The 24,029-nt window shown below is 68.8% G+C and carries 30 protein-coding genes; 19 read left to right on the top strand and 11 right to left on the bottom strand.

What is annotated here, in order from left to right:
* The first annotated feature begins 152 nt into the window (after nucleotides 1-152).
* Both ALI144C_RS16735 and ALI144C_RS16730 read left to right on the top strand, forming a co-directional pair.
* On the top strand, nucleotides 153-575 hold the full coding sequence (locus ALI144C_RS16735) for a hypothetical protein (RefSeq protein WP_076988055.1): 423 nt from the start codon (nucleotides 153-155) through the stop codon (nucleotides 573-575).
* Nucleotides 576-584: 9 nt separating this feature from the next.
* The gene (locus ALI144C_RS16730; protein ID WP_076988054.1) at nucleotides 585-1,265 is read left to right on the top strand and encodes a hypothetical protein; all 681 of its coding nucleotides are present in this window, start codon (nucleotides 585-587) and stop codon (nucleotides 1,263-1,265) included.
* 124 nt (nucleotides 1,266-1,389) lie between these two features.
* Here ALI144C_RS16730 and ALI144C_RS16725 read toward each other — a convergent pair whose 3' ends face one another.
* Both ALI144C_RS16725 and ALI144C_RS16720 read right to left on the bottom strand, forming a co-directional pair.
* Nucleotides 1,390-1,824 (bottom strand): iron chaperone, encoded by a 435-nt coding sequence (locus ALI144C_RS16725; protein ID WP_076988053.1) that lies wholly within the window; start codon nucleotides 1,822-1,824, stop codon nucleotides 1,390-1,392.
* A 44-nt stretch (nucleotides 1,825-1,868) separates the two neighbouring features.
* Nucleotides 1,869-2,324, bottom strand: a complete 456-nt coding sequence (locus ALI144C_RS16720; protein WP_076988052.1) for a carboxymuconolactone decarboxylase family protein — start codon at nucleotides 2,322-2,324, stop codon at nucleotides 1,869-1,871.
* 170 nt (nucleotides 2,325-2,494) lie between these two features.
* Between ALI144C_RS16720 and ALI144C_RS16715 the strand changes: the two genes are divergently transcribed.
* The 4 genes from ALI144C_RS16715 to ALI144C_RS16700 all read left to right on the top strand — a co-directional run bounded on the left by ALI144C_RS16715 (nucleotide 2,495) and on the right by ALI144C_RS16700 (nucleotide 7,160).
* Nucleotides 2,495-4,699: an ATP-binding protein gene (locus tag ALI144C_RS16715; protein ID WP_202818971.1), complete on the top strand. Its 2,205-nt coding sequence runs from the start codon at nucleotides 2,495-2,497 to the stop codon at nucleotides 4,697-4,699.
* Between the two features lie 76 nt (nucleotides 4,700-4,775).
* Complete coding sequence (locus ALI144C_RS16710) at nucleotides 4,776-5,366, top strand: CcdC protein domain-containing protein (RefSeq protein WP_076988050.1); 591 nt, start codon at nucleotides 4,776-4,778, stop codon at nucleotides 5,364-5,366.
* A gap of 31 nt (nucleotides 5,367-5,397) precedes the next feature.
* Nucleotides 5,398-6,516 (top strand): sensor histidine kinase, encoded by a 1,119-nt coding sequence (locus ALI144C_RS16705; RefSeq protein ID WP_076988049.1) that lies wholly within the window; start codon nucleotides 5,398-5,400, stop codon nucleotides 6,514-6,516.
* Nucleotides 6,513-7,160: a response regulator gene (locus ALI144C_RS16700; protein ID WP_076988048.1), complete on the top strand. Its 648-nt coding sequence runs from the start codon at nucleotides 6,513-6,515 to the stop codon at nucleotides 7,158-7,160. Before ALI144C_RS16705 ends, ALI144C_RS16700 begins: the two co-directional genes overlap by 4 nt.
* Nucleotides 7,161-7,205: 45 nt before the next feature.
* On the opposite strand, the gene ALI144C_RS57475 is transcribed toward ALI144C_RS16700, so the two are convergent.
* Entirely contained in the window at nucleotides 7,206-7,760 is a 555-nt protein-coding gene (locus ALI144C_RS57475) for a hypothetical protein (protein WP_237774173.1), read from the bottom strand.
* 179 nt (nucleotides 7,761-7,939) lie between these two features.
* Here ALI144C_RS57475 and ALI144C_RS57470 point away from each other — a divergent pair, with 179 nt between their 5' ends.
* The 3 genes from ALI144C_RS57470 to ALI144C_RS16685 are packed head-to-tail and all read left to right on the top strand — an operon-like array spanning nucleotide 7,940 to nucleotide 10,232.
* The gene (locus ALI144C_RS57470; protein WP_237774172.1) at nucleotides 7,940-8,863 is read left to right on the top strand and encodes a PP2C family protein-serine/threonine phosphatase; all 924 of its coding nucleotides are present in this window, start codon (nucleotides 7,940-7,942) and stop codon (nucleotides 8,861-8,863) included.
* On the top strand, nucleotides 8,860-9,906 hold the full coding sequence (locus ALI144C_RS16690) for a cobalamin B12-binding domain-containing protein (RefSeq protein WP_076988047.1): 1,047 nt from the start codon (nucleotides 8,860-8,862) through the stop codon (nucleotides 9,904-9,906). The genes ALI144C_RS57470 and ALI144C_RS16690 overlap by 4 nt, the downstream gene beginning before the upstream one ends.
* Nucleotides 9,903-10,232 carry an STAS domain-containing protein gene (locus ALI144C_RS16685; protein ID WP_076988046.1) on the top strand — a complete coding sequence of 110 codons (330 nt, stop codon included), beginning with the start codon at nucleotides 9,903-9,905 and terminating at the stop codon, nucleotides 10,230-10,232. Before ALI144C_RS16690 ends, ALI144C_RS16685 begins: the two co-directional genes overlap by 4 nt.
* On the opposite strand, the gene ALI144C_RS16680 is transcribed toward ALI144C_RS16685, so the two are convergent.
* Together ALI144C_RS16680 and ALI144C_RS16675 are read right to left on the bottom strand one after the other, a co-directional pair.
* Nucleotides 10,219-10,926 carry a flavin reductase family protein gene (locus ALI144C_RS16680; RefSeq protein WP_076988045.1) on the bottom strand — a complete coding sequence of 236 codons (708 nt, stop codon included), beginning with the start codon at nucleotides 10,924-10,926 and terminating at the stop codon, nucleotides 10,219-10,221. The genes ALI144C_RS16685 and ALI144C_RS16680 overlap by 14 nt on opposite strands.
* A gap of 60 nt (nucleotides 10,927-10,986) precedes the next feature.
* Nucleotides 10,987-11,949, bottom strand: a complete 963-nt coding sequence (locus ALI144C_RS16675) for a helix-turn-helix transcriptional regulator (protein WP_076988044.1) — start codon at nucleotides 11,947-11,949, stop codon at nucleotides 10,987-10,989.
* A 63-nt stretch (nucleotides 11,950-12,012) separates the two neighbouring features.
* Here ALI144C_RS16675 and ALI144C_RS16670 point away from each other — a divergent pair, with 63 nt between their 5' ends.
* From ALI144C_RS16670 to infA, 3 genes are all read left to right on the top strand, one after another.
* Nucleotides 12,013-13,158 carry an epoxide hydrolase family protein gene (locus ALI144C_RS16670; protein WP_076988043.1) on the top strand — a complete coding sequence of 382 codons (1,146 nt, stop codon included), beginning with the start codon at nucleotides 12,013-12,015 and terminating at the stop codon, nucleotides 13,156-13,158.
* 176 nt (nucleotides 13,159-13,334) lie between these two features.
* Nucleotides 13,335-14,096 carry a GNAT family N-acetyltransferase gene (locus tag ALI144C_RS16665; protein ID WP_076988042.1) on the top strand — a complete coding sequence of 254 codons (762 nt, stop codon included), beginning with the start codon at nucleotides 13,335-13,337 and terminating at the stop codon, nucleotides 14,094-14,096.
* Nucleotides 14,097-14,115: 19 nt separating this feature from the next.
* On the top strand, nucleotides 14,116-14,340 hold the full coding sequence (infA, locus tag ALI144C_RS16660; RefSeq protein WP_076988041.1) for a translation initiation factor IF-1: 225 nt from the start codon (nucleotides 14,116-14,118) through the stop codon (nucleotides 14,338-14,340).
* Here infA and ALI144C_RS16655 read toward each other — a convergent pair.
* Nucleotides 14,324-14,935: a TetR/AcrR family transcriptional regulator gene (locus tag ALI144C_RS16655; RefSeq protein ID WP_076988040.1), complete on the bottom strand. Its 612-nt coding sequence runs from the start codon at nucleotides 14,933-14,935 to the stop codon at nucleotides 14,324-14,326. The genes infA and ALI144C_RS16655 overlap by 17 nt on opposite strands.
* Before the next feature lie 56 nt (nucleotides 14,936-14,991).
* Between ALI144C_RS16655 and ALI144C_RS16650 the strand changes: the two genes are divergently transcribed.
* A complete protein-coding gene (locus ALI144C_RS16650; RefSeq protein ID WP_076988039.1) occupies nucleotides 14,992-15,501 on the top strand; it encodes a DUF1453 family protein in 510 nt (169 codons plus the stop codon).
* A gap of 9 nt (nucleotides 15,502-15,510) precedes the next feature.
* Here the strand turns inward: ALI144C_RS16650 and ALI144C_RS55480 are convergent, their stop codons facing one another.
* Nucleotides 15,511-15,738, bottom strand: coding sequence for a hypothetical protein (locus tag ALI144C_RS55480; protein ID WP_168211270.1), 228 nt, complete (start codon nucleotides 15,736-15,738; stop codon nucleotides 15,511-15,513).
* A 49-nt stretch (nucleotides 15,739-15,787) separates the two neighbouring features.
* Here ALI144C_RS55480 and ALI144C_RS16640 point away from each other — a divergent pair, with 49 nt between their 5' ends.
* The gene (locus ALI144C_RS16640; protein WP_076988038.1) at nucleotides 15,788-16,783 is read left to right on the top strand and encodes a serine/threonine protein phosphatase; all 996 of its coding nucleotides are present in this window, start codon (nucleotides 15,788-15,790) and stop codon (nucleotides 16,781-16,783) included.
* Nucleotides 16,784-16,898: 115 nt separating this feature from the next.
* Nucleotides 16,899-17,789 (top strand): alpha/beta hydrolase family protein, encoded by an 891-nt coding sequence (locus ALI144C_RS16635; RefSeq protein WP_076988037.1) that lies wholly within the window; start codon nucleotides 16,899-16,901, stop codon nucleotides 17,787-17,789.
* Between the two features lie 4 nt (nucleotides 17,790-17,793).
* Here ALI144C_RS16635 and ALI144C_RS16630 read toward each other — a convergent pair whose 3' ends face one another.
* Complete coding sequence (locus tag ALI144C_RS16630; protein ID WP_076988036.1) at nucleotides 17,794-18,834, bottom strand: alpha/beta fold hydrolase; 1,041 nt, start codon at nucleotides 18,832-18,834, stop codon at nucleotides 17,794-17,796.
* A 141-nt stretch (nucleotides 18,835-18,975) separates the two neighbouring features.
* Between ALI144C_RS16630 and ALI144C_RS16625 the strand changes: the two genes are divergently transcribed.
* Genes ALI144C_RS16625 through ALI144C_RS16615 form a run of 3 tightly spaced genes read left to right on the top strand, consistent with a single transcriptional unit; the run spans nucleotide 18,976 to nucleotide 21,666 of the window.
* A complete protein-coding gene (locus tag ALI144C_RS16625; protein WP_076988035.1) occupies nucleotides 18,976-19,605 on the top strand; it encodes an AmiS/UreI family transporter in 630 nt (209 codons plus the stop codon).
* On the top strand, nucleotides 19,605-20,642 hold the full coding sequence (locus ALI144C_RS16620) for an aliphatic amidase (RefSeq protein ID WP_076988034.1): 1,038 nt from the start codon (nucleotides 19,605-19,607) through the stop codon (nucleotides 20,640-20,642). Before ALI144C_RS16625 ends, ALI144C_RS16620 begins: the two co-directional genes overlap by 1 nt.
* 7 nt (nucleotides 20,643-20,649) lie before the next feature.
* Nucleotides 20,650-21,666, top strand: a complete 1,017-nt coding sequence (locus tag ALI144C_RS16615) for an AAA family ATPase (RefSeq protein ID WP_076988033.1) — start codon at nucleotides 20,650-20,652, stop codon at nucleotides 21,664-21,666.
* Here the strand turns inward: ALI144C_RS16615 and ALI144C_RS16610 are convergent.
* From ALI144C_RS16610 to ALI144C_RS16605, 3 genes are read right to left on the bottom strand one after another with little or no spacing between them, the layout of a single operon-like run.
* Nucleotides 21,653-21,856, bottom strand: a complete 204-nt coding sequence (locus ALI144C_RS16610) for a hypothetical protein (protein ID WP_076988032.1) — start codon at nucleotides 21,854-21,856, stop codon at nucleotides 21,653-21,655. The genes ALI144C_RS16615 and ALI144C_RS16610 overlap by 14 nt on opposite strands.
* A complete protein-coding gene (locus ALI144C_RS55475; RefSeq protein ID WP_168211269.1) occupies nucleotides 21,853-22,011 on the bottom strand; it encodes a hypothetical protein in 159 nt (52 codons plus the stop codon). Before ALI144C_RS55475 ends, ALI144C_RS16610 begins: the two co-directional genes overlap by 4 nt.
* The gene (locus tag ALI144C_RS16605; protein ID WP_076988031.1) at nucleotides 21,977-22,816 is read right to left on the bottom strand and encodes a tetratricopeptide repeat protein; all 840 of its coding nucleotides are present in this window, start codon (nucleotides 22,814-22,816) and stop codon (nucleotides 21,977-21,979) included. The genes ALI144C_RS55475 and ALI144C_RS16605 overlap by 35 nt, the downstream gene beginning before the upstream one ends.
* A 63-nt stretch (nucleotides 22,817-22,879) precedes the next feature.
* Between ALI144C_RS16605 and ALI144C_RS16600 the strand changes: the two genes are divergently transcribed.
* Nucleotides 22,880-24,025, top strand: coding sequence for an SMI1/KNR4 family protein (locus ALI144C_RS16600; RefSeq protein ID WP_168211268.1), 1,146 nt, complete (start codon nucleotides 22,880-22,882; stop codon nucleotides 24,023-24,025).
* Nucleotides 24,026-24,029 lie beyond the last annotated feature (4 nt).

The following is a 24,029-nucleotide window of genomic DNA, read 5'->3' as shown; positions in this document are numbered from 1 at the left end:
ATCGCCGCAGGTCGCGGGTGGCTGACCGGGAAAATGTCAAGAGCGGGTGTGATTCGGGAACATCACGTGTTGAATGTCGTTAGACAGGGTAATGATGATCCCGACGGTCCTGCCGTCGGATCATCCACATCTTTTTGCCTGGAGTTGACCCTATGCGCGATCACTCGACCACGGTCGACAGCTGGCTCGGGCTGGCGCACGCGGACCTGACCGAACACGTCCGCAAGGCGGTCCGCGGCGGATCGGCGACACCGGACCTGTGGTCCGAAGTGGCGACGCACCCGGTGCTGGCCGCCCGTGTCCGGGGAATCCTGTCCGCGCTGCAGTCGCAGATGGCCGACCACCGCGACCACGCCATGTGGACGGCCTGGACCAACCGCGCCCGCAAGGCTCTCGACGCCCCGCAGCCCGCGCCGGTCGAGAAGCCGAAGCCCGCCGCCCCCGCTCCGGCGCAGGAACTCCCGGCGTTCAGCGTCGCCACCGCCACCGCGGCCCCGCCTCCCAAACAGGCCCACGTGGTTCCCCCGGTCACCTTCCAGGCAGCCGGTCAGGTGCCGAGCACGACAGCGAAGTAACCGAGTGTCTTGAGTCGGCATGCCCTCCATGCCGCGGCGGCCCGCAACAACGCCGACTGGTGCGCCTCAGTCTGCCGTTCCCACGGCATAACAGGCACTTTCAGCCAGACAGCCTGGCACAGCGCCGAGCGCACGCCGCCGTACTACCCGGACGCTGTCACGCTGCACCCCGACGCGGTGCCGGGTGACGTCCTCCCCGAGATCGACACGGTCACACCGGGGTGCTCGATCAAGGACAGCTTCGCCACCCTCGACCTCACCCCCGACGGCTTCGCCGAACTGTTCACGGCCCAGTGGATCCACCGCCCCGCGGGGCTGCCCACACCGCCGGGCCCCCACGCCGAGCAGGTCACGACGGCGGCTCACCTCCGCGACTGGCAGGCCGCGTGGCACGGCGACGCGGACACCCCGGACATCTTCCGGCCGGAGCTCCTGCGCGACCCGTCTGTGCTGGTGCTGGCTGTGCACGACGGCAAGGACATCTCCGGTGGCGCCGTCCTGAACCGCAGCTCAGGCGTGGTCGGCGTGTCCAACCTGTTCGGCGGCGACATCTGGTCGTCGGTTGTCGCCGCGGCTGCCGAGTTTTTCCCCGGCACCCCGCTTGTCGGCTACGAACACGGTGACGATCTCGAGCCCGCTCTTGCCAGCGGCTTCACAGTGCTCGGCCCACTCCGTGTCTGGGTGGCATGACCTGCGAGGTAATCGCCTTCGGACGCGAACACCAGCAGGATGGAAACCCATAACGGACTGAGGGGGAATCCAGCCAGATCCCGCCATCACGTCTACGAGGACAGTCTTTCCGTCGCGTCGGCCTTCAGCTGACCGCCTGCTTGACCAGGGCGGCGACCTTGGTTTCGACGGCCGCGGTCATCTTGGCCAGTGCGAACCAGGCGGGCCACATCGCGCCGTCGTCGAGGTTCGCCTCGTCGCCGAACCCCAGCAGGGCGTAGCGGGTCTTGAACTTCGTCGCGGGCTGGAAGTGGCAGACGATCTTGCCGTTGCGGGCGTAGGCGGGCATGCCGTACCACAGTTTCGCCGTCAGTTCCGGTGCGTTGGCCTTGATCACGGCGTGCAGGCGGGTGGCGATCGACCGGTCCGGCTCCGCCATCTCGGCGATCTTCGCCAGCACCTCGGCCTCCGTGTCGGCCTTGGCGCCACGCCGGGTGGTCGCCTTCAGTTCCTTGGCGCGGTCCTTCATCGCGCCGCGCTCTTCCTCGGTGAAGCCGTCGTACTTCTTCGCGGTGGCCATGGGATTTTCCTTCCGGGAGTCGGTTTCGGTCGGGAGAGACGAGGTCACCACTGGCCCGCTTGCTGGCGGGTGGGGGCGTTGAGCCGGTTGAAGGTGTTGGTGATCGCGATGTTGAGCAGCAGCGCGGCCAGTTCCTTGTGGTCGAAGTGCTTGGCCGCCATGTCCCACACCTGGTCCGGCACCGGGTCCGCGTGGTCGGCGAGCCGGGTCACGGCTTCGGTCAGTGCCAGTGCGGCGCGTTCGTCGTCGCTGAACCACGGCGTCTCACGCCACGCGGCGACCGTGTCGATCTGTTGTGTGGACACTCCGTGGTGACGGGCCTGGCCCGCGCCACCGGCCACGCACGGGCCGCAGCCGTTGATCTGGCTGGCACGCAGGTGGGTCAGGGCGAGGAGTTTGCCGTCCAGGCCGGTGGCGGCGACGGCCTTGTTCACGTCCATCAGGGCCTGCATCGCCCCGGGGACCAGCATCGCCGGGTTGGGCATCCGCTCGGTCGACATCTCGTTTCTCCTTCGCCCTCTGGGGTGGTGCTGACAGGGAGAATCTGACCACCGGCGCGATGTCCCGCGCGCCGTCCGTGGGACACCGTGGGACACTCGAAACGTCTCTGACCAGCGCAGACGATGAGCCGACCCGTTGGGAGCGGGACGGGACAGGTACGGTGTCGCACGTGTCGAGCTCCCAGGAACGACTGGTCGCCCAGCTCGCACGGATCAAGGACCTGAGCGGCCTGAGCCTGCGCGCCCTCGCCCGTCAGGCGGAGCTCAGCAGTTCCTCGCTGTCCCGCTACCTCAACGGCCAGCTCATCCCGCCGTGGGACGCCGTCGTGGCGCTGTGCCGGGCCGTGAGCCGCGACCCCAGACCGCTGCGCCCGATGTGGGCCGAGGCGGCCAAGGCAGGCGCGGCACCGCCGCCGCGCCGCAACGACCTGCCCGCGGACCTGACCGACTTCACCGGCCGGGCGGCGGAGTACGCCCAGGTCGAAGCGCTGCTGCAGACCGCGGGGGCGGTCGCGATCGACGGCATGGCGGGTGTCGGCAAGACCAGCCTCGCCGTGCACGTCGCGCACCGGCTCGCGCCGAAGTACCCGGACGGCGGGCTCTACCTCGACCTGCACGGCTTCACCCCGGGCCAGCAACCCCTGGAACCCCACGTCGCGCTCGGCCGGTTGCTGGACGCGTTGAGCGTCACCCAGCTGCCGGTCAGCGCGGACGAACGGGCCGCGCTGCTGAGGTCGGAACTGTCGCGGCGGCGAGCGCTCGTGGTCCTCGACAACGCGGTCGACGCGGAGCACGTCCGGCCGCTGCTGCCCGGCGCGGGCAAGTCCGCGGTCCTGATCACCAGCAGGTCACGCCTGGTCAGCCTGGACGGGGTGCCGCCGGTGTCCCTGGCGCCGTTGGGTGACGGCGACGCGGCGCACCTGTTCGCCAAGGCGGCCGGGCTCGCCGTCGACGAGGACGAAGCGGTCGGCCAGGTGGTGTCCCAGTGCGGGGGGCTGCCGTTGGCGCTGCGGATGGCGGGCGCCAGGCTCAGGCACCGGCCAGGGTGGACGGTCGCGGTGCTGGCCGAGCGGTTGCGGGACAACACCAGCCGTTTCGACGCGGCGTTCGGCATGTCGCTGCAGCAGCTCGACGGGGACCAGCGCCGGATCTTCCGCCTGCTGGGTGTGCTGCCCGGTGCCGACTTCGACGCGTCCGCAGCCGCTGTGCTCGCCGACACGCGGCCCGGCAAGGTCGACGCGGTGCTGGAGGAACTCGTCGACGCGCACCTGGTCCAGGAGCTCACGCCGGGGCGCTACCGGATGCACGACCTGATCCGGCGATACGCGGCCGACCTGGCCGCCGACGAGGAACCCGCGGCCGACGCCGCGGTGCGCCGAGTCGTGACCCACTACCTGGCGCGGGCGGTCGCCCACGATCGGACGTTGCCCTCGCCGCACCGCCCGGCACCCGATCCGGGTGATCCGGCGAAGGCCCTGGCCTGGTTCGACCTCGAATACGTCAACCTGGTCGCGTGTTTCGACGCCGCCGTCCGGCTCGGTGCGGACGAAGTGGTGGCCGAACTGCCGCAGGCCATGCGCGTCTGGTTCTTCCGGCGCCGCGGCACCGACGACCAGGCACGCATGCTCGAAACCGCAGCGGATGCGGCGACCCGGCTCGACCGCCGCCAGGAACGGGCGTCGCTGCTGTCGGACCTCGGCTTCGCGCACGCGACCGCGGGACGTCCAGCCGACGCGCTCGCCGCGTACGAACGGGCCGAGCAGTGCGGGCCGGATGACAACCTGGCGGCTGGTCTGGCGTTGCGGATCGGTTTCGTGCACCGGGATCTCGGCGAGTCCGACGCGGCGCGGACGCACTTCCGGCAAGCACGTGACCTCTTCGAGAAGGTCGGGCATCCGGGCGGACAGGCACAGGCACTGGCCTTCGACGGGTGGGTGACACTCCAACTCGGACAGTCCAAGGAAGCCGTCGAGCTCGCTCGCGCATCCGTCGCCATGGCTGGTGGGCCCGCGCGGATCACGGGACTTGTCACGCTCGGCGTCGCGCTGGCCGCGCAAGATCCCGAGGAATCGTTGCGGTCACTGCATGAGGCGCTGCGGCTGGCGGAGCAGAACAACCTGCGCCACAACCAGGCGTGGTGCCACAACTACATCGGCGTCGCACTGCGCGTCATGGGCGATCTCGACAAGGCACTCGAACAACACCAGCGCGCCATCGAGCTGCTGGAACCGTTGGCGGAAGTGCGACTGGAGATCGAGTGCCTGCGCACGTACGCCGAGACGTACCGCGCGGCCGGGCGCGACGACGAGGCCCAGGCGTTGCTCGACCGGGTCGTCCGGGTGGAGACGAATCTCCACCCGGGATACGGCCGCTGACTCACGACTGGAAACCGCCGCGCTCCTAGCGTTGACCGCGTTCGGATGACCTGGTTCGTCGTGGGAGGTGGGACCGATGAGCGGTCCTGTTGAGATCGTTCTGATCGTGGCCGTCATCGGCTACGTCCTGGTCCGTCGGCTGCTCGGTGAACCGGTCGAGGCCAAGCGCATGCTGGTGCTGCCCGCCGTCCTCGTCGGCATCGGGTTCTTCACCGTGCTCAAGGAGCCGCAGACGGCGGAGTCCATCGTGTTCCTGGTCGCCACCACTGTCCTCGGGGTACTGCTGGGTGTGCTGCGTGGGGCAAGCACCCGGGTGTTCGAGAAGGACGGCGTGGTCCACCTGCGGTACACGGCCGTGACCATCGTCCTGTGGGTGGCCAACATCGCGGTCAAGTTCGCTGCCGGTGCCGTGCTGGCGGTGGTCGCTCCGGGTGCTCAGCAGTCGACTGGCAACGGCATGATGCTCACGCTGGGCGCCGGGTTGCTGGCCGAGGGGCTGGCGGTGCTGGCCAAGGCCGTGCGGACCGAAGGCCGGATCATCTGGGCGAAGGGCCGCGACGGCCAGCCGCACAGGACGTCCCCCGGGCTGGACCGGGTGCAGGAGAACGCCGCCCGGCGGGGTGGCCTGCTGAAGTCGTTGCTCGACTCGTCCCGCGTCGAGCGGTGACCACACCGGCAGCGGGGAACAATCCCAGGCCATGAGCACCCACAGGACGGCCCGGTTCGTCGACGAACTGGGCCGCCCATTCCTCCTCGCCGTCGTGTCGGTGATCAGCGTGATCCACCTCGTCGACCGCCCACCGGCCGGATTCGCCTGGCTGGTCTGGGGCCTGGTGGCGGTGGCGATCGTCTCCGGGATGGCCGTCAGTCTCGTGCCGCGGCGCCTGCCCACCGACCGGGGCGGCGTGGTGCTGGTGTCGGTGTTCGTCGTCAGCGGCGCGACGGTGTTCCCGCTGGCCACGGACACGGCCGCGGTGGTGTTCGTGTTCATGGCGACTGCGGCCGCCGGGGAGAAGCTGTCCAGGCGGCAGGCGTTCACCCTCGCCGTCACCGCGGCGGCCATCGGGTTCGTCATGACCTGGGCCGCTGTCGCCGTGATGCGTCTGCCCGGCACCTCGGTCTGGTGGGTGCCGTTGACGGTCGGCCTGCCGGTCTACGGCGGCATCGCCCGGCGCAACCGGGCCGAGGCGATCGCCGCGGCCGAACGGGCCACCCACGAGGCCGGGCGCGTGGCGGCGTTGGAGGAACGCAGCCGGATCGCCCGGGAGATCCACGACGTCATCGGCCACGCCCTGTCCGGGATCGCGATGCAACTGGACATGGCGGACGCCCTGCACGGCGGTGGTCGGGACGACGAGGCCAACGAAGCCGTGCGGCGCGCGCGGGCGATGGCGGTGTCCGGGATGGGGGAGACCCGCCGTGCGATCCACGCCCTGCGCGAGGACACGCTGCCCCTTGCCCAGACCCTCGCTCAGCTCGCCGCGGGCAGCTCGGCAGGCTTCACCGTGACCGGAGACCCCGGCGAAGTACCGGTCGAGATCACGCAGGCGATCATCCGCACCGCGCAGGAGGCGATCACCAACGCACACCGGCACGCCCCAGGAGCCGAGGTGACTCTGCGACTGGACTACTGCGACCGGGTGGTGCGCCTTGCGGTCACCGACTCCGGGGCCGTGACATCCCCGTCCGCCACGGGCAGCGGAATGGGCCTGGTCGGCATGCGTGAGCGAGCCAGTCTGCTGGGTGGCACGCTGTACGCCGGTCCCGCCGAACCGGGCGGCCCCGGCTGGGTGGTGCGATTGGAGTTGCCGCGATGACCCCGATCCGGTTGCTGGTCGTCGACGACCAGGCAGCGGTGCGCGACGCGCTCGCCGTCATGCTCGACCTCGACCCGGACATCGCCGTGGTCGGCACGGCGGCCAACGGCAAGGACGCGATCGCCGCAGTGGACGAGCACGCCCCGCAGGTGGTGCTGATGGACCTGAACATGCCGGTGATGGGCGGTGCCGAGGCCACCGGGCTGCTGCACGCCGCCCAGCCGGACCTGCCGGTCGTGGTGCTGACCACGTTCGAGGACGACGAGTCCATCCTCGCCGCGCTGCACGCGGGCGCCCGCGGCTACCTGACCAAGGACGCCGACCGGGCCACGATCATCCAGGCCGTGCGCAGCGCCCACGCCGGGCACTCCGTGCTCGACCCGGCCGTGCAGTCCCGGCTGCTGACCCTGGCCACCCGCGCGCCGAGCACCAGACCAGCCACCGTGGACACGCTGACGGCCAGGGAACGCGAGATCCTCGACCTGATCGGACAGGGACTGCGCAACAGCGAGATCGCCCGGCAGCTGTACATCACCGAGGCCACGGTGAAAACCCACATCAACAACTTGTTCGCCAAGGCAGGCCTGCATTCCCGCGCCGACGCCGTGCGGCTGGCCCTGACCCTCGCAGGCGACCAGCCCTGACCGGAACAACCCCAGGTCAGCGCGTCCACTGGGGCTCTATCACCACTACCGTTGTGGATCGGGGTAGCGTCTGAACCGGTCACGGCGAAAGGTGAGCGCGGGTTTTGGTGTGAGCACATTCGAAGAACGGTCGACACGGCTGGCCGACGCCGAGTACGGCTCGGTCATGCGCGCGGCACCCTCGCCGGTGCTCGTCGTGGACGAGCACGGGGACGTGCTGGAGCTCAACGAGGCCGCTGAACTGGTCTTCACCACCGCCCGGCCAGGCATGGCACTGGCCGACGTGGTCCCGTCGTGGCTGGCCAGAGCACACCGGGAGAACACGAGCCAGCAGGCGGACGGGCTGGTCGCCGGACGCCACTTCCAGGCGCACGCCACCCGGCTGGGCGACGCGGTGGCGTGGTGGCTGCTCGACGCGACCGAAGAGCAGCGGACCAAGCACCTGCTGGAGGTCGAACGCGAACGCACGGCGTTCCTCGCCCACGCGTCCACCTTGCTGTTGTCCTCGATGAACCTCGGCCGCTGCATGGAGATCACGGCCCAGCTCGCGTCCGAGTACCTCGCGGACGCGGCGGTGGTGATCCTGCCGCCCGCGGTCAACAAGCTGACCGTGGTCTGGCGTGCCCGCGGCGCACAGGCGCAACGTCAGGTGCTGGTCGCCGACCCGGCGACCGTGCCCGGCCTGGACGTCGCGCTGAGGGGTTTCCCGCCCGTCCCGTCGCGGTGGATCGACCCCGCGAGCGTCGCGGACTGGATCATCCCGGACGGGCCTCGGCCCAGTGGGCTCCGTCGCGGTCGTGCCCCTGCCGGGGCAGGGCGTGCCAGCCGGGGCGCTGGTGCTGCTGCGCACGTCCAGCAGGGCGGTGTTCACCGAGAACGAGGAAGTCTTCGCCCGGCTGTTCGCGGCACGGGCCGGGGCCGCGATGGCGGCGGCCCGCCTGTACGCCGAGCAGGCGACCATCACCGAGATCCTGATGCGCGACCTGATCCCGCCCCAGATGCGGCACGTCGACGGGATCGAGTTCGCGGGCGGGTACCAGCCGTCCGGTGCCGCCGAACGGGTCGGCGGCGACTTCTACGACCTGCATCCCGCGAGTCAGACCAGTCGCGAGACGTTCATCGTGCTCGGCGACGTGTGCGGCAAAGGGCTCGAAGCAGCGGCGATGACCGGCAAGATCCGCAACACGCTGCACGCGTTGCTGCCGCTGGCGACCAATCACCTGCGGGTCCTGACCATGCTCAACAGCGCACTGCTCAGCTCGCACCACACGCGGTTCGCCACGCTCGTGTTCGCCTCGGCGGTGCGCGACGGGGCCAACGTCCGCCTGCGGTTGACCAACGCGGGCCATCTTCCCCCGCTGATCGTGCGCGGGGACGGGACTGTCGAGGAGGCCCGGACCCAGGGTTCTCTCGTCGGCGTGCTGCCGACGGTGCAAGCCAGCACAGCTGTCGTGAACCTGGAACCCGGCGAGTCCTGCGTGCTGTACACGGACGGGATCACCGAAGCGCGAGGCGGCCCATGGGGCGACGCCTACTTCGGGGAACAGCGGCTGAAGGACGTGCTGGCCGAATGTGCGGGCATCCCCGGCGAAGCGATCGTCGAACGCGTGCAAATGCTCACGCAGCAGTGGATCGGCGACAACCACCACGACGACATCGCCATCGTCGCCATCACCGCACCACGTCAACGGGAAGCCCCATGACGCACACCGCTGACCGGGTCGACTCGTTGTGGTCCGCGGTGGTCGCCGGTGACGAGTACGCAGCCGCCGGGATCGTGATCGCCGCTCTGGACGGCGGCATGCCCGCCGAAGACGTGCTGCTCGACGTGATCGCGCCGGTCCAGGCCAAGGTCGGGCTGGAATGGGCGGCGAACCGGATCAGCGTCGCGCAGGAGCACGCCGCGACGGCCATCAACGACCGGGTGATCGCCGCGATGGCCCACCACCCCGCCGCGCGGGTCGAACCACGGCTCGGCCGCGTGATCGTGGCGTGCATCGACGGCGAATGGCACGCGTTACCCGCCCGTCTGCTCGCGGAAGTCCTGCGGCTGCGGGGCTGGCGCGTGGAATTCCTCGGCGCGAAGGTACCGACCCAGCACCTGATCGCCCACCTGCACCTGACGGGGCCGGACGCGGTGGCGTTGTCCAGTTCGATCGCCACCCGGCTGCCCACCGCGCATGCGACCATCACCGCCTGTCAGGCGGCGGGCGTGCCGGTTCTCGCAGGCGGCGCGGCGTTCGGCGGCAACGGCGAGTACGCGCGGCTGTTCGGCGCGAACGCGTGGTCACCGGACGCCCGCAGCGCCGCGGACCTGCTGGCCGAAGGCCTGCCGAAGCTGACCGTCAACGCCCACCAGCCGATCGACGACCTGCCGCACCTCGCGGACCAGGAGTACACGATGGTCGCCCGGACGGCCCGGTCGCTGGTCAGACAGACCATGGCGGACCTGGCCGAGCGGATCCCGGCGATGCGCCAGTACACGTCCCAGCAGGTGGACCGCACCGCCGAGGACATCGCGCACATCGTGGACTTCCTCGCCACCGCGCTGTACACGGACTCGGTGGAGCTGTTCACCGGGTTCCTGCGGTGGACCGCGGACATCCTGGCCGCTCGTGGCGTGTCCGGCCGGTTCCTGCTGCCCGCGCTCGACGTGCTTGCCCTGCAACTCAAGGACTTCACTCGGGCGAGCCGGTTCATCAAGGAAGCGGGCGACGACCTCGACCGAGCGCTGGACCCGGCATGACCACGACTCCGAGTTTCACCGCGACCGCCAGCGTCCCCGACTCGTACACGCTCGAGGTGCGGCTCGGCGGCGAGCTGACGTTCGAGAACGCCGAGGACCTCGACGCGTTGATCGCCGAGCAGTTGCCGCGTGTGCCCGAGGTTCGCGACTTGTTCCTGGACTGCGCGGACGTCGTCGCCGTCGACTCGATGGGACTGTCGGTCCTGCTGATGGTCAAGCGCCGCGCCCAGGAGGCCAACGCCCGGTTGCACCTGGACAACCGGCCGCCCCGCCTGGAACGCATGCTCACCCTCACCGGAACGCACGCGCACTTCATCCAGGGGTAGCCGACTTCTCGGGAGCCGTGCGGGCCCGGTCGATGTCCGGGCCGCGGTACAGGTGTTCCGGGATCTGGGCCAGCGTGGACGGGTGCACCTGCGGTGTCAGGCCGTAGAACTTCTGGAAGCTCATGATCAACGGGCGCCAGGCGTCCGGGTCGATGTGGTCGTCGGTCCCGGCCAGCCGCACCTCCTCGTGCACGAACACCCGCCGGACACGCGCCTCGACGGCGACGATCCCGCCGCGCAGCTGCTCGTCGGCTTCCGCGACCGGATGCACCGCCTCGACAACGACCTCCATCGCCACGGGACATTCGGCCACACGCGGCGGTGTCACCGTTTCGGAAGCGACCGGGGTCAGCCCGGCCCGACCGAACTTGTCGGCGACGTGGAAGTAGCCGCGACGCAGCTTGCCCGCGGGCACCGGGTCGCAACCCGTGGTCATCGCCAGCCGGTCCACCGCCGCCGCCATCGTGTCCGACGGCAGGTTGAGCACTCCTTCGCCGGTACGCAGCAGGTTGCGGGTGGTGTGCGACTTCGCCGAGATGCCCAGCACGGCCCGCCAGCCGAGCCAGAACGCCGAGGAGATCGGCGCCAGGTTCGCCGTGCCGTCCTCGTTCTCGCTGGAGACGAGCACGACCGGCGTGCCGAAGTACAGGATGCCGGGCTCGATGGCCTGGTGCACGAGGGACCGCGTCTTCACGGCTGCCAGTGTCGGCGGCCGGACCGGGCCGTTGCTGGCGGGGATCGGACATCGAGCTGATCACCGTCCCTCCAATATGGACCTGGTCGCGCGCTGGTAGCGGTCGGCGATCGCGGTCAGCTCCTCGGCCAGCTCCAGCGAGTCGGTGATCTCGAAGTCGGCGTCGAGCATGCCCAGCCACAGCGCCAGCATCCGGGGGTTGTCCGAACCGACGTCGACGCGGCACGTGCGTTCGTCCACGGGTTCCACTACCACGCTCGGCGGCAGCCGGGCGACGACGTGTTCGGTCGGGGCGTACACGGTGACATTCGCGCGGTATCGCCACATCGACGTGTCGAGCTTCTCCCGTAGGTACTCCACGACGTCACCACCGGGGATCTGCCGTGTGGTGAACCGCGGGCCGTTGGGTGTGCGCGGGGTGATCCGGTCCGCACGGAACGTACGCCAGTCGCCGCGTCCGGTGTCCCACGCCAGCAGGTACCACCGGCCACGGGTGTGCGCGAGCTGGTGTGGTTCAGCGGAACGACTGCTCGGCGTGCCGTCGTGGGTCTGGTAGTGGAACCGCAAGGTTTCCTTCATACGGATGGCCGTGGCGATCGCGGTGAGCACGTCGGTGTCCAGCACCGGTCCTTTGTGGGGGATCGAGACCGTCGCGTCCTGCAGCGCGCCGACCCGGTGACGCAGCCGGGAAGGCAGCATCCGCTCCAGTTTGGACAACGCGCGCGCCGCGGCCTCCTCGATCCCGGACACACTCGCCGCGGTCCGCAACCCGACCGTGACCGCGATCGTCTCGTCGTCGTCGAGCAACAGCGGCGGCATCGACGCACCCGCGCCCAGCCGGTACCCGCCCGCGACACCGGGCGTCGCCGTGATCGGGTAGCCGAGTGAACGCAACCGCTCCACGTCGTTGCGGATCGTCCGGGCAGTCACGTCCAAGCGCTCGGCGAGCAGCGGACCCGTCCAGTCCCGCGGTTGTTGCAGCAAGGCGAGCAGACGCAGGAGCCGGGCAGCTGTCGTGGTCATGAGATCAAGTATCCCGGTAAACGCGGAACGATCCTTGCCGCATTGGCTCATAGCGTGGTTGCCATGACACAGGACATCCGGCCGTTCCACATCGCCATCCCGCAGACCGACCTCGACGACCTGACCGACCGCGTGGCCCGCACCCGCTGGCCACACCACCCCGCGGGCGGCGACTGGGCCAGGGGCGTGCCGGTCGACTACCTCAAGGAGCTCGCCGAGTACTGGATCGGCGAGTTCGACTGGCGGGCCCGTGAGGCCGAGCTCAACGAGATCCCGCAGTTCACCACCACGATCGACGGCCAGGCCATCCACTTCCTGCACGTGCGGTCGCCGAAGCCGGACGCCGTGCCGCTGCTGATGACCCACGGTTGGCCCAGTTCGCCGTTCGAGTTCACCCAGGTGATCCAGCCGTTGACCGAAGCCGGTTTCCACGTCGTGGTCCCGGCACTGCCCGGCTACGGCTTCTCCACCCCGGTCAACGAACCGGGCTGGGGAAACCTGTTCCGGGTGGCGGGCGCGTGGGCGGAGCTGATGCGCCGCCTCGACTACGCCCGCTACGCCGTGCACGGCACCGACGCGGGCTCAGGCGTGTCCCTGCTGATGCCCGTGGTCGCCGCCGAGAACGTCATCGGCGTGCACCTGAGCGGAACGTCCCCGGCCATGCCGTTCGGGCCGCCGATCGACACCGGGAACCTGTCCGGCCGGGACCTTCAGCGAGCCGAGCACTTCAACCAGCTCCAGCTCGACGGTCTCGGGTACCTGCACATCCAGGCCACCCGGCCGCAGACCGTCGGCTACGGCCTGACCGACTCGCCGATCGCCCAGCTGGCGTGGATCGTGGAGAAGGTCAAGGAGTGGACATTCCCGGCGTCGAAACTGCCGCAGGACAAGGTGGACATCGACCAGGTGCTCACCAACGTGACGATCGCGTGGTTCACCCAGGCGGGGATCTCCTCGGCACACGCGGTCTACGAGGGCATGCAGGTGTACCGCCAGATGGCCGCCCAAGAGGGGGACCAGGCCGCGTGGGGACCGACCGTGCCGATCGGATACGCCGTTTTCGCCGGTGACGACACGATCCGCGCCCTGGTCGACCCGGCGGGGCAGCTCGATCACTGGTCGGAGTTCGAGTCCGGCGGCCACTTCCCGGCGATGGAGGAACCCGAGCTGCTGGCCGCCGACATCAGCGCGTTCTTCCACCGCCAGTAAATGACTGGGCGCGGCGGTGGTCGGCGTGTAACGTGCGCGAAGCCGTGACACCACTGGAGGAGGTGAGTCCCATGAACGATGTTTCGACGTGGGTGCTCCCCACCTCGTCACGGTCGCGCGACTGATCCAGGTGTCGCCGGGAGCGCCGACAATGCGCTCCCGAAAGGCAACAACCTATGAATTCCGCGCGTTTCCCGTCGGAAACGGACGTAGTGGTCACGCGGGTCACTGACAACCAGTGGCAGGCCGTGGCGAACGACCGGGTAGTCGCCGACGGCGACGCCACGACCCGACCCGACGGCCGCGTTTTCCTCAGCATCGACTCGTGGCACGAGGAGGTCTTCGACCTCCTCGCGACCCGGATGCTGGCAGATCTGCCGTCGCCGTTGTACACGGTGGTCGACGAAGCCGACGGCGACCTGACCGCCCGCTGGCAGCGAGCCGGGTTCACGATCCGGCGCCGCGAATGGGAATACCTCCTGCCCACGGCTGCGGCTGTGTCATCACCCCCTGGCGGCGTGACGATCCTGGCGGCGGGTGAGTCGGAGGAACACCTTCTCCGCGAGTTGGACGGCGTGATCCGTGCCGAGGTCGAAGCCACGGTCGGCTGGCAGCAGATGCCAGCCGAGATCCTGCCCCGCCCAGCGATCCACCCCTCGAAGTACGCGGTGGCAACATCTTCCGGCCGATACGTCGGCCTCGTCCGGGTGGCGGCGGCGACCCGTCAGCCACGCATCGGGCTGATCGCCGTCAAAGCCGAGCACCAGCGTCGCGGCATCGCGCGTGCGCTGCTGGGTCACGTGCTGGACTCCTTGCGCCGCAGCGGAATCGAATCGGCCTGGGTGGAGGTCAACGAATCCAACGATGCGGCCATCGCGCTGTTCGACGGCGCCGGTGCCCAGCGCGTGAGCAGCAACATCGAACTGGTTCGGCACTGAACGGCGAAAGGAGGACACCATGGCACGCAGATCAGGCGGCATAGAGATCGAAGGCATCGTCCTCGAATGCCTGCGCAACGCCAGTTTCACGGTGGAACTGGAGAACGGGCACAAGGTGCTCGCGCACATCAGCGGGAAGATCCGCAAGAACTACATCAAGATCCTGCCGTATGACCGGGTGCTCGTCGAGCTCAGCCCGTACGACCTCACCCGCGGCCGGATCCTCTTCAGGTACCGAAACTAGCCAGGCTCCGGCGCAAGGTGGCCAGCAGCAGCTCGGGCGTGGTCGACTCCGGATAGACGAGCGCCTGGAGCGTCAACCCGTCCAGCAACGCCGACAGCCGCAAAGTCTCGACCTCGACGTCCAAATCCTGCGGGAGGCCGCCACGCGCAATGGCCTCTCGCAGGGTGCGGTCGATGAGAGTGCGGACGAACTGGTGCTGTTCCTCGGCGGTGGGCCGCAATGCCGGACGAGTGCGCGCGGCGACGACGAAGGCCAGCCACGCGACGGCCTCGTCAGACCTCGTCCGGTCGAGCGGCAGGAACTCGGCGAACAGCGTTTCGACGAGTGCTCGGCGGTCGACCTCGGGTCCCGCGTTGAGCAGTTGGTCGACGTGCGCGGCGATGCGTGCGCCGATTCGTTGACCCAGCTCCCGCATGGTGAAGATCATCAGCTCTTCGTGGTTGGCGAAGTAGTGCCGCACCGACCCGATGGCGAGCCCGGCCTCCTTGGCCACGTTGCGCAGGCTCGCGCCGTCGATCCCCTCCTGGCTGACCAGTCGGGCAACGGCTTCGCTGACGGCCCTGCGCCGGTCTTCCGGAATCACGATCTTCGGCACGGTGTTAATATAGCACGGCCGTGCTAAATCGGTGCCGAGGGGAAGGGGAGTCCACAGTGAACGGCTGGCTGCTCGCGAGCCTGGTCATCGGCTGTGTCGTGGTCCTGGTCTTCAGGGTCCTCGGTGAGCCGCTGAACTGGCGTGACCTGCTCGCGCCACCCATCGTGCTGATCACCATCGGCGTGGTGGGTGTCGTGAACTTCGACGGTCTGACCGGCTCCGACATCGCCTGGCTGGTCGGCGGCTGCGTCATCGGCCTCGCCTTCGGCGCCGCACGTGGCGCCACGGTCAGGCTCTACGAGAAGGACGGTGAACTCTGGCAGAAGTACACCAAGTGGAGCCTCGCGTTGTTCGTGCTGGGGGTGGCGGTTTCCGGGGGTTACGGGCTGGTGGCCGTGAAGCTCGGCATGCACCCTGAAGCGCGTCCGTACCAGCTCGCGATCGGAATCAGCTTCGCCGGTGAAGCGGCAGTGCTCTTCCCGCGCGGGCTGGCCATGGACGCGCCTTTCGCCAAGGACAAGGAACGCCCGTGGGACACGTGGCTCAAGGATCGCCTGCGCCGATAGCTGACATCGTTACGGCTTGCCCTGAGCTTCCAGAGCCTGCGGTCCGCTGGTCCCAGTGAGACCACGGCTCTGGCCGGGATGGCTCAGTCCGTCGGCTACCTCGTCGCCGCGGCCGGGCCCCTTCTTCTCGGCGTCCTGCACGACACGACCGGCAGTTGGACCGCTGCTCTCGTTGTCCTGTTCGGATTGAGCCTGGTCATGGGTGTCGCTGGTTATGGCGCCGGTTGTGACCGTCATGTCCACGTAGGACGGGACGTCAAGCCTGTTGAGCTGGCATGATCGTGTGATGACGGCTGTCAGGCACCACGAACTCTCGGCTTTCCTGGCTTCGTGCGACGATACCGAGCTCGCCGCGTTGCTGGCCAAGGGGCGAGCGAACGATGTGGGTGTTGGCGGCGGCTCGGTGGTTCTCGATGTCGGCGGCGTGCCGGTGTTCGCCAAGCGGATCCCGCTGACCGATCGCGAACTCGCCAACCCCGGCTCCACCGCCAACCTGTTCGATCTGCCGGTTTTCTGCCAGTACGGCGTCGTGAGCCCGGGATTCAACGCCTGGCGCGAGTTGGTCGCGAACGTCATCGTCACCGAGGCTGTCCTCGCCGGTGAGACGCAGTCGTTCCCGGTGCTCCACCACTGGCGGGTTCTCCCCGGCCGTTCGTCGATCGCGGCTGAACACGCTGACCACGACGCGGTTGTCGCCGCTCTGGGCGGCAGTCCGGCCGTGCGTGCCCGTCTTGAAGCGCTGGCCGCCGCATCGTGCAGCCTTGTGTTGTTCTGTGAATACGTCCCACACTCCATAGTGGACTGGTTGCGCGAGGATCCGGCAGGCAAGGCCGCTGCGGTCGAGCGCCAGTTCGCGCAGATCGTGGCGTTCCTGCGTGACCGCGAGTTGCTGCACATGGACGGGCACTTCGGCAACCTGCGCACCGACGGGCAGCGGATCCACCTCTGTGACTTCGGGTTGGCCACGTCGCCGCGTTTCGACCTGTCGGACGCCGAGCGCGACTTCGTCGAACGCCACGCGGCCCACGATGCCGGTTACGCGGCCATGCGACTGGTCAACTGGCTGGTGACCGACGTCTGCGGGGTACCGACGCCTGCCACCGGCGGCCCAGTCGCCCGCAATGAATACGTGCTGCGGTGTGCCGCGGGCGACATCCCAGCGGACGTGCCGCCGGTCGTAGCCGCGATCCTGGCCCGGCACTCACCGGCCGCCGCGAAGATGAACGCCTTCTACTGGCGCCTGTTCGACGGCGACATCCACGCGGAGTTCCCCCGCTCGTAGGCGCAGGCTCAGCCGGTCATCCCGACGGCGTCACCCGAGCACCTCGGTTGCAAACGGAACACTGCTCCGCTAAATTAGCGGAACAACGTTCCGTTAATCTGAAAGCAAGGTCATCATGTCCGTCAACCTGGGCGACCGGCGCGTCGTCGCGGTCAAGCCCATCACCGTCGCCACGACTGATCGCGACGTCGAACTGCAGGTGAAGGTCACCAGCCCCGTCTCGGGGGACGAACTCCCGGTCATCGTGTTCTCACACGGCAACGCGTGGTCCATGGACGGATACGAACCGCTTGTCGATCGGTGGGCCGCAGCCGGGTTCGTCGTCGTGCAGCCCACGCATCTGGACTCCCGTCGCAACGGCATCGGGTTCGACGACCCGCGCTTCGGCACGATCTGGCGCGTCCGCATCGCCGATCTGCACGCGATCCTCGACAACCTTGGCGACATCCTCGCGGCGGTCGGCGTGCGCGACCGCGTCGATCACGACCGGATCGCGGCCGTCGGTCACTCCTGGGGCGCTCAGACGGTGGGCACGCTGCTGGGCGCGCGTGTCTTCGACGCGGACGGCGTGGCAGGGGAGGACTTCACCCATCCCGCGGTCAAGGCCGGTGTGCTCATCGCGGCGACCGGGACCGGCGACACGCTGACCCCGTTCGCCGCCGAACACCTGCCGTTCATGCGGCCGGACTACTCCACCATGACCGCACCGGCGCTGGTCGTCGCGGGCGGCAAGGACCAGTCGGCGATGTCCACCCGCGGGCCGGACTGGTTCACCGACGCCTACCGCCTCAGCCCGGCTCCCAAGAGCCTGCTCGCCATCGCCGAGGGCGAGCACACGCTGGGCGGCGTCGCCGGGGAGAAAGTCGCCGAGACCACCGACGAGGATCCCGCCCGCGTCGCCCTTGTCGCGGACGCGATCTCCGCCTACCTCCTCGACTTCTTCGCGCTCGACAACACAGGCAGCACAGCCTGGGCCGACCTGAGCGGCGAGGTCGAGTCCAAGTAACCCGTCAGATGCCGGACGGGCGGTCCAGCAACTCGGCGACGGCTTGGTCGATGAACGTCGTGTCGGCGTTGCGCGGGTCACGGCCAGGTGCGCCACCGCCCGCGAAATGCCCCCACACGCCGGGGATCACGCGGTGCTCGGCGCCGTTGGTCATCTGTGACACCGTCCACGCCTCGTCTTCGGGCGGGAAGTAAAGGTCCTTCTCGGCGGGCATCACGATCGCGGTCGCCCGGATCGACGCCAACGCCTCTTCAGTGGACGAGAAACCAGGCGTCGCACCGACATCACCGTGCCACCACGTGTCCAGCATCGTGAGCAGGTTGTTGGGATCGCGGTTGTCCAGGAAGAAGCCTTCCCAGAAGCCCACCGCGAAGTCCTCCAGTGAGCTGTAGCCCAACTCCCGCCAGCATTCGTTCCAGTAGAACGCCTGGGAGAAACCCCAACCCGCGTAGATGCGCGCGAACGCGCGCAGTCCCTGCGCGGGTGGGGTGGTGTACCAGCCGCCGTCGAACCCCGCGGAAGCTTCCAGCGCCGCTCGCAGGGAGTCCAGGAAGACCCGGTTGTGCGGCGCGGTCCGCGGTGACCCGCAGAACGGCAGAATCCGTTGCACCATCTCGGGATGGCTGACCGCCCACTGGTACGTCTGGCCCGCTCCCATCGACCAGCCGAGCACCAGTGCGAGCGTCGAGATGCCGAAGTGCTCGGTGACCAGCTTGTACTGGGCGTTGACGTTGTCGATCACGCGGATCGGTGGGAAGGCCGGGCCGTTGTCGGGCACCGGGGTGTTCGACGGTGAGCTGGACAGGCCGTTGCCGAGCATGTTGGGCACGATGATGAACCAGCGGGCCGGATCGAGGGCCCGGCCTGCGCCGATCAGCCACTCGTTGTCCCAGTGTCGCCCCGAGTACCAGGTGGGGTAGAGGATCGCGTTGGTCTTGTCGGCGTTCAAGGTCCCGTGGGTCTGGTAGGCGATCCGGGCGGGCCTCAGCGTCCTGCCGCAGGCCAGTGTGAGATTTTCGATCTCGTGTACGTGGTGGTCAGTCACCGTGCACCGCCTCGTGGTTGGTTCAGGCGGAAATATCTCGGATGGAAATAGTTGGTGTCAAGGCGGGGACGTCTTGACGACGGCCACGCCCCCATTTAGTTTCATGTGAATCTATTCCGCCTGAAACGATCGGAGGGGGCGGTGAACTACGTCGGACAGCTGTACGTCGGTGCGGTACTCCTGATCAACGGCCTCATGCTGCTCGATCGGATCCCTGCCCGGTCAGCCGCCGTGCTCAACCTGTTCGTCGGCGCACTGCTGTGCGTGACGCCGACCGTGCTCATCATCCAGGCCGGGGGGAACAGCGACGCGATCCTCGGCGCGTCCGGGCTGTACCTGTTCGGCTTCACGTATCTCTACGTCGGCATCAACAACCTCGCTGGCCTGGACCCCGAGGGCCTCGGCTGGTTCAGCCTGTTCGTCGCGGTCACCACCGTCGTGTACGCCGGGATCTCGTTCTGGCGCTTCGACGACCCGACCTCCGGCGTGATCTGGCTGGCGTGGGGTCTGCTGTGGACACTCTTCTTCCTCGTCCTCGGCCTGCGCCGCACCGGCCTGACCAGGTTCACCGGCTGGACGACCGTGCTGCTCAGCCAGCCGACCTGCACCTTGCCCGCCTTCCTCGCGCTGACCGGCGCCTACCCGTCCGGCGCGGCTCCGGCCGTGATCGCCGCCGTCATCGCTGTGCTGCTCGTCGCCGCGGCCGCGTGGCTGGCGCGGGACGTCACACCCGCCACCAACCGTTCCACCGTTCTGGTCAAGGAGAACTGATGCGTCACGGAGACATTTCCGCCAGCCCCGACACCGTCGGCGTCGCGGTGGTCAACTACAAGATGCCGCGCCTGCACAACCGGGAGGAAGTGCTGGCCAACGCGCACAAGATCGCCGAGATGCTGGTCGGGATGAAGTCCGGCCTGCCCGGCATGGACCTCGTGGTGTTCCCCGAGTACTCCACGCAGGGGATCATGTACGACTCCGAGGAGATGTACGCGACCGCCGCGACCGTCCCCGGCGACGAGACCGACATCTTCGCCGCCGCCTGCCGCGAAGCCCGCACGTGGGGCGTCTTCTCGATCACGGGCGAGCAGCACGAGGACCACCCGAACAAACCGCCGTACAACACGCTGGTGCTCATCAACGACCAGGGCGAGATCGTCCAGAAGTACCGCAAGATCCTGCCGTGGTGCCCGATCGAGGGCTGGTACCCGGGTGACCGCACCTACGTCACCGACGGCCCCAAGGGCATGAAGATCTCGCTGATCATCTGCGACGACGGCAACTACCCGGAGATCTGGCGCGACTGCGCGATGAAGGGCGCCGAGCTGATCGTGCGCTGCCAGGGCTACATGTACCCGGCCAAGGACCAGCAGGTGCTGATGGCCAAAGCGATGGCGTGGGCCAACAACACCTATGTCGCCGTCGCGAACGCCGCCGGGTTCGACGGCGTCTACTCGTACTTCGGCCACTCCTCGATCATCGGCTTCGACGGCCGCACGCTCGGCGAGACCGGCGAGGAGGAGTACGGCATCCAGTACGCGCAGCTGTCCCTGTCGGCGATCCGCGACGCCCGCCGCTACGACCAGTCCCAGAACCACCTGTTCAAGCTCCTGCACCGCGGTTACTCCGGTGTGCACGCGGCCGGTGACGGCGACCTCGGTGTGGCGGACTGCCCGTTCGACTTCTACAAGCTGTGGGTCACCGACGCGCAGAAGGCGCGCGAGACCGTCGAAGCGATCACCCGGGACACGGTCGGCGTGGCCGGTTGCGAAGTCGGCACCCTGCCGGTCGAGAAGACCATGGAGGCCTGAACCAGCGATGCCGTTCCTCGCCGAGCAGCACCAGAGCCGCAACAACGACAAACCCCCGCGGCGTGACTTCGACCCCGACCGCCTCGCCGCACGGCTCGGTTCCCGCGTACTCGGCCAGGACACGGCGATCGCCGCCGTGGTACGGGCGCTGTCGCTCAGCGCGGTCGGCGCCAACGACCCCGACCGGCCGCTGGCGAACCTGCTGCTGGTCGGCCCGACCGGCGTCGGCAAGACGGAACTGGTCCGGCGCGTGGCAGCGGAGCTGCGCGCCGGACCGGATGACCTGTGCCGCATCGACATGAACGCGTTGGCGCAGGAGCACTACGCGGCCTCGTTCTCCGGCGCGCCACCCGGGTACGCGGGCAGCAAGGAGGCGTACAGCCTGTTCGACCGGACCACTGTGGAGGGTGACGCGTACCGGCCGGGGATCGTGCTGTTCGACGAGGTGGAGAAGGCCCACTCGACGGTGTTGCGGGCGTTGCTGCAGGTGCTCGACTCCGGCACCCTGCGGCTGGCCTCGGGGCAGCAAACGCTTTCGTTCCGCAACACGTTGGTGTTCATGACGTCCAACCTGGGGTCGGCCGAGTTGGCCCGCCGTGGCCGCGTCTGGTGGCGACGCGGTCGTGCCGGTGCTCGTGTGGCCGCTCGCGGTGACCGGACCGTGCTGCACGCGGCGATCCGTGACTTCTTCGACCCGGAGTTCCTCAACCGGATCGACGAGACGGCGGTCTTCACCGAACTGGACCAGACGACCGCGCACGCCGTCACCAAACTGGAGATCGACCTGCTGAGCAGGCGCCTCAGCAGGCGCAGGATCAGCCTTGAGGTGACCGACGCCGTGGCGGACCTGGTGCTGGCCAAGGGGTTCGACCCGGTCTACGGGGCTCGTGCGCTGCGGCGCGCGATCCGCACGACACTGGCCGAGCCCGTGGCGGTCGCTGTGCTCCGGGCTCGGGGCACCAGCTCGGATCCGGTGACCGTGCACGCCGATGTGCGTGACGGTGAGGTCGTCACGCGGGTTTGAGCGTCTGCAGCACCCCGATCCTTGGTGGCGCGGGCAGTGCGTCGATCGTGTCCGACATGAACGTGAGCACCTGGTCGATCCGGTCGTCGGCCAGGTGCGGGTAGTCCTGACGTGCTTGCAGCAGGTCGGTACGGGCCACGATGAGCAGGCCACGGCGAACCTGGGGATCCCGGTCCGGCAACGGGATCAACGAGCACGTCGGGCGTGCGCCTCATACCGGACGGTCGCGTAGATCGCCTGTGCTTCGCGGTCACGGTCGGTCATCCGCAGCAGGTCGGCGAGATTCTTGCGGTACCCCAATCGGTCCGGGTCACGTCGGCACGCCTCGCGGATCGCTGTCTCCACGTTCGAGGTCAGGCACGTCGTGGTGGCGCAGCGCCCAGGCCAGTTCGTTCCAGGCGTTGGCTTCGTCGGGCGCCAACCGGGTGACGTGCTCGGCCACTCTCGCGGCCGGGTCGAACAGGCCGATGTCGCTGAGCGTGTCCGCGAGCCGGTCGAACACCCCCGAGTCGTCCGGCAAGGCCTGTGCCGCCTCGTCCAGTTCGGTGATCGCGAGGTCGAACCGGTCGACCGCCGCGTGGGCGCGCCCCAGCTGGTTGACGAGTGCGACGGCCACCAGCAGGTGACTGACCGGGTTGCCGGGCGCCGAGGCGAGGACCGTGTCCGCTTCGGACAGTGCGGGCTCCGGATCGCCGTTGACGATCAGCAGATCCGCCCGCAGTGCCCGCGTTTCGATGTCGTTGGGCTGGCCGGTCGGTGCCATCAGGCGCTGGAGCTGTGACCCGACTTCCGCCATGACCTTCTCGTCGAGGCCGAAACCGCGGACCGCCATCCCGGCGAGCGGTTCGAGGTACCGGGTGAACAGTTCCTGCCCGTGCTGCGGCAGCTCGGTGTGGTACCGCTGCCACGGGTTGGCCGCCTTGTGGATGTCGTTGATGAGTTGCTGGTAGTCGCTCACCGCGGTACTGAGGGCGCCGACCTCGAGATCGGCCACGGTCCACCGGCGGACGTCCTGGAAGGAGCCGTACGCCGAGTGGCGGAACTCGATCAGCTCGTCGACCAGGGCCAGCGCCTTCTTGACGTGCGCGAGGACGTCGTCGACCCGGTCGCGCCTCTTGCTGCCCGGATCGGTGCGATCCGGCGTGCCCACAGGGACGGCGATGCCGGCGGGGTGCCCGGTGAAAACCTTGTCGCACAGGCCATAATGGCAGCCGTGAACTGGGGACCGTGGTTGCGGCTGTGGAGCGAGGAGTGGGTTCGGAGTGCCGACCCCCAAGACCTGGTGCCGGAGGTGGTGCGGGACAAGTGGTTGGGCTTCGAGCCTGCCGACGAGGCCGCTGTCGTCGCCGCGGAGGACCGGCTGGGTGTGCGGCTCCCGCCCTCGTACCGGGAATTCCTGCTGACGACCGACGGCTGGCGCAACGCCGGGATGTTCGTCTGGCGCCTGCGTGACACCTCGAACCTCGGCTGGCTGCGTGACATCGAGCCGTTCTGGGCAGGGGACTGGGAAGGCCTCGAAGGAGAACCCGAACCCGACGATGACAACAAGTTCACCCGCGGGTTGATGATCTCGCTGGAAGCGGACGCCGGAGTGCTGTTCCTCGACCCGGGTGACGTCGACGAGGCCGGGGAGTGGGCGGCGTACAGCCTGTTCACGTGGCGAGCCGAGGCGCCGTCTCGGTTCGCGTCGTTCACGGCGTTGATGCAGGACCTGTACGCCGAGTTCCACCAGATGCTCAAGCCCCCGGGGACGACTCGAGATTCGTGGGACGCCAAGGTCGAACAGGCGCGGCTGGACGCGCTCGCGGGTGACGTCGACGGAGCCGGTGCCGTGCTCGCGCAGGCCGAGGAGTTCGGCAGGATTCGCGCCACGGTCCTGCGTGCCCAGCTCGAACTCGTGCTGGGCAACGACTACCAGGCGGGGATGTTGTTCAGTCGGCTGCTGCGCCCCGGTTTCATGCCTGAGGGGTTCCTGACCGACCCGTTGTTCACCGACGAGTTGCTGCCGTGGCTTTTCGTGGAGCAGGAGAGGTCTCCGGGATACCGGAGTTCGATCCTGCAGTCGGCACTCATCGGTGACCGGCCGGAGATCCGGGAGGCCATCGACGCAGGTCAGATCCGGCGTGACCACACGGAACCGAACTACGGCAACCCAGAATTCGACATGCTGGTCAAACGTGCGCTGGGCGAGCACGCCGACGACCCGGAAGCGCTGTGGCATGCGGTGATCGAGGCGATGCCGCGGTGGCGTCCCCGGACCGTCGATCACATCGCCCCGGTCGCCCTGCTCGTCAGCCCGGTGCTGGCCGCGATCTGGACGCGTGATCGTGGCCGTGAGTTGTTGTCGATCCCGATCTGACAGG

It is taken from the genome of Actinosynnema sp. ALI-1.44, from assembly GCF_001984155.1.
GTDB lineage: Bacteria > Actinomycetota > Actinomycetes > Mycobacteriales > Pseudonocardiaceae > Kibdelosporangium.
The sequence above is the reverse complement of the archived record's forward strand: the minus strand, read 5'-3'. Positions and strand labels throughout refer to the sequence as shown.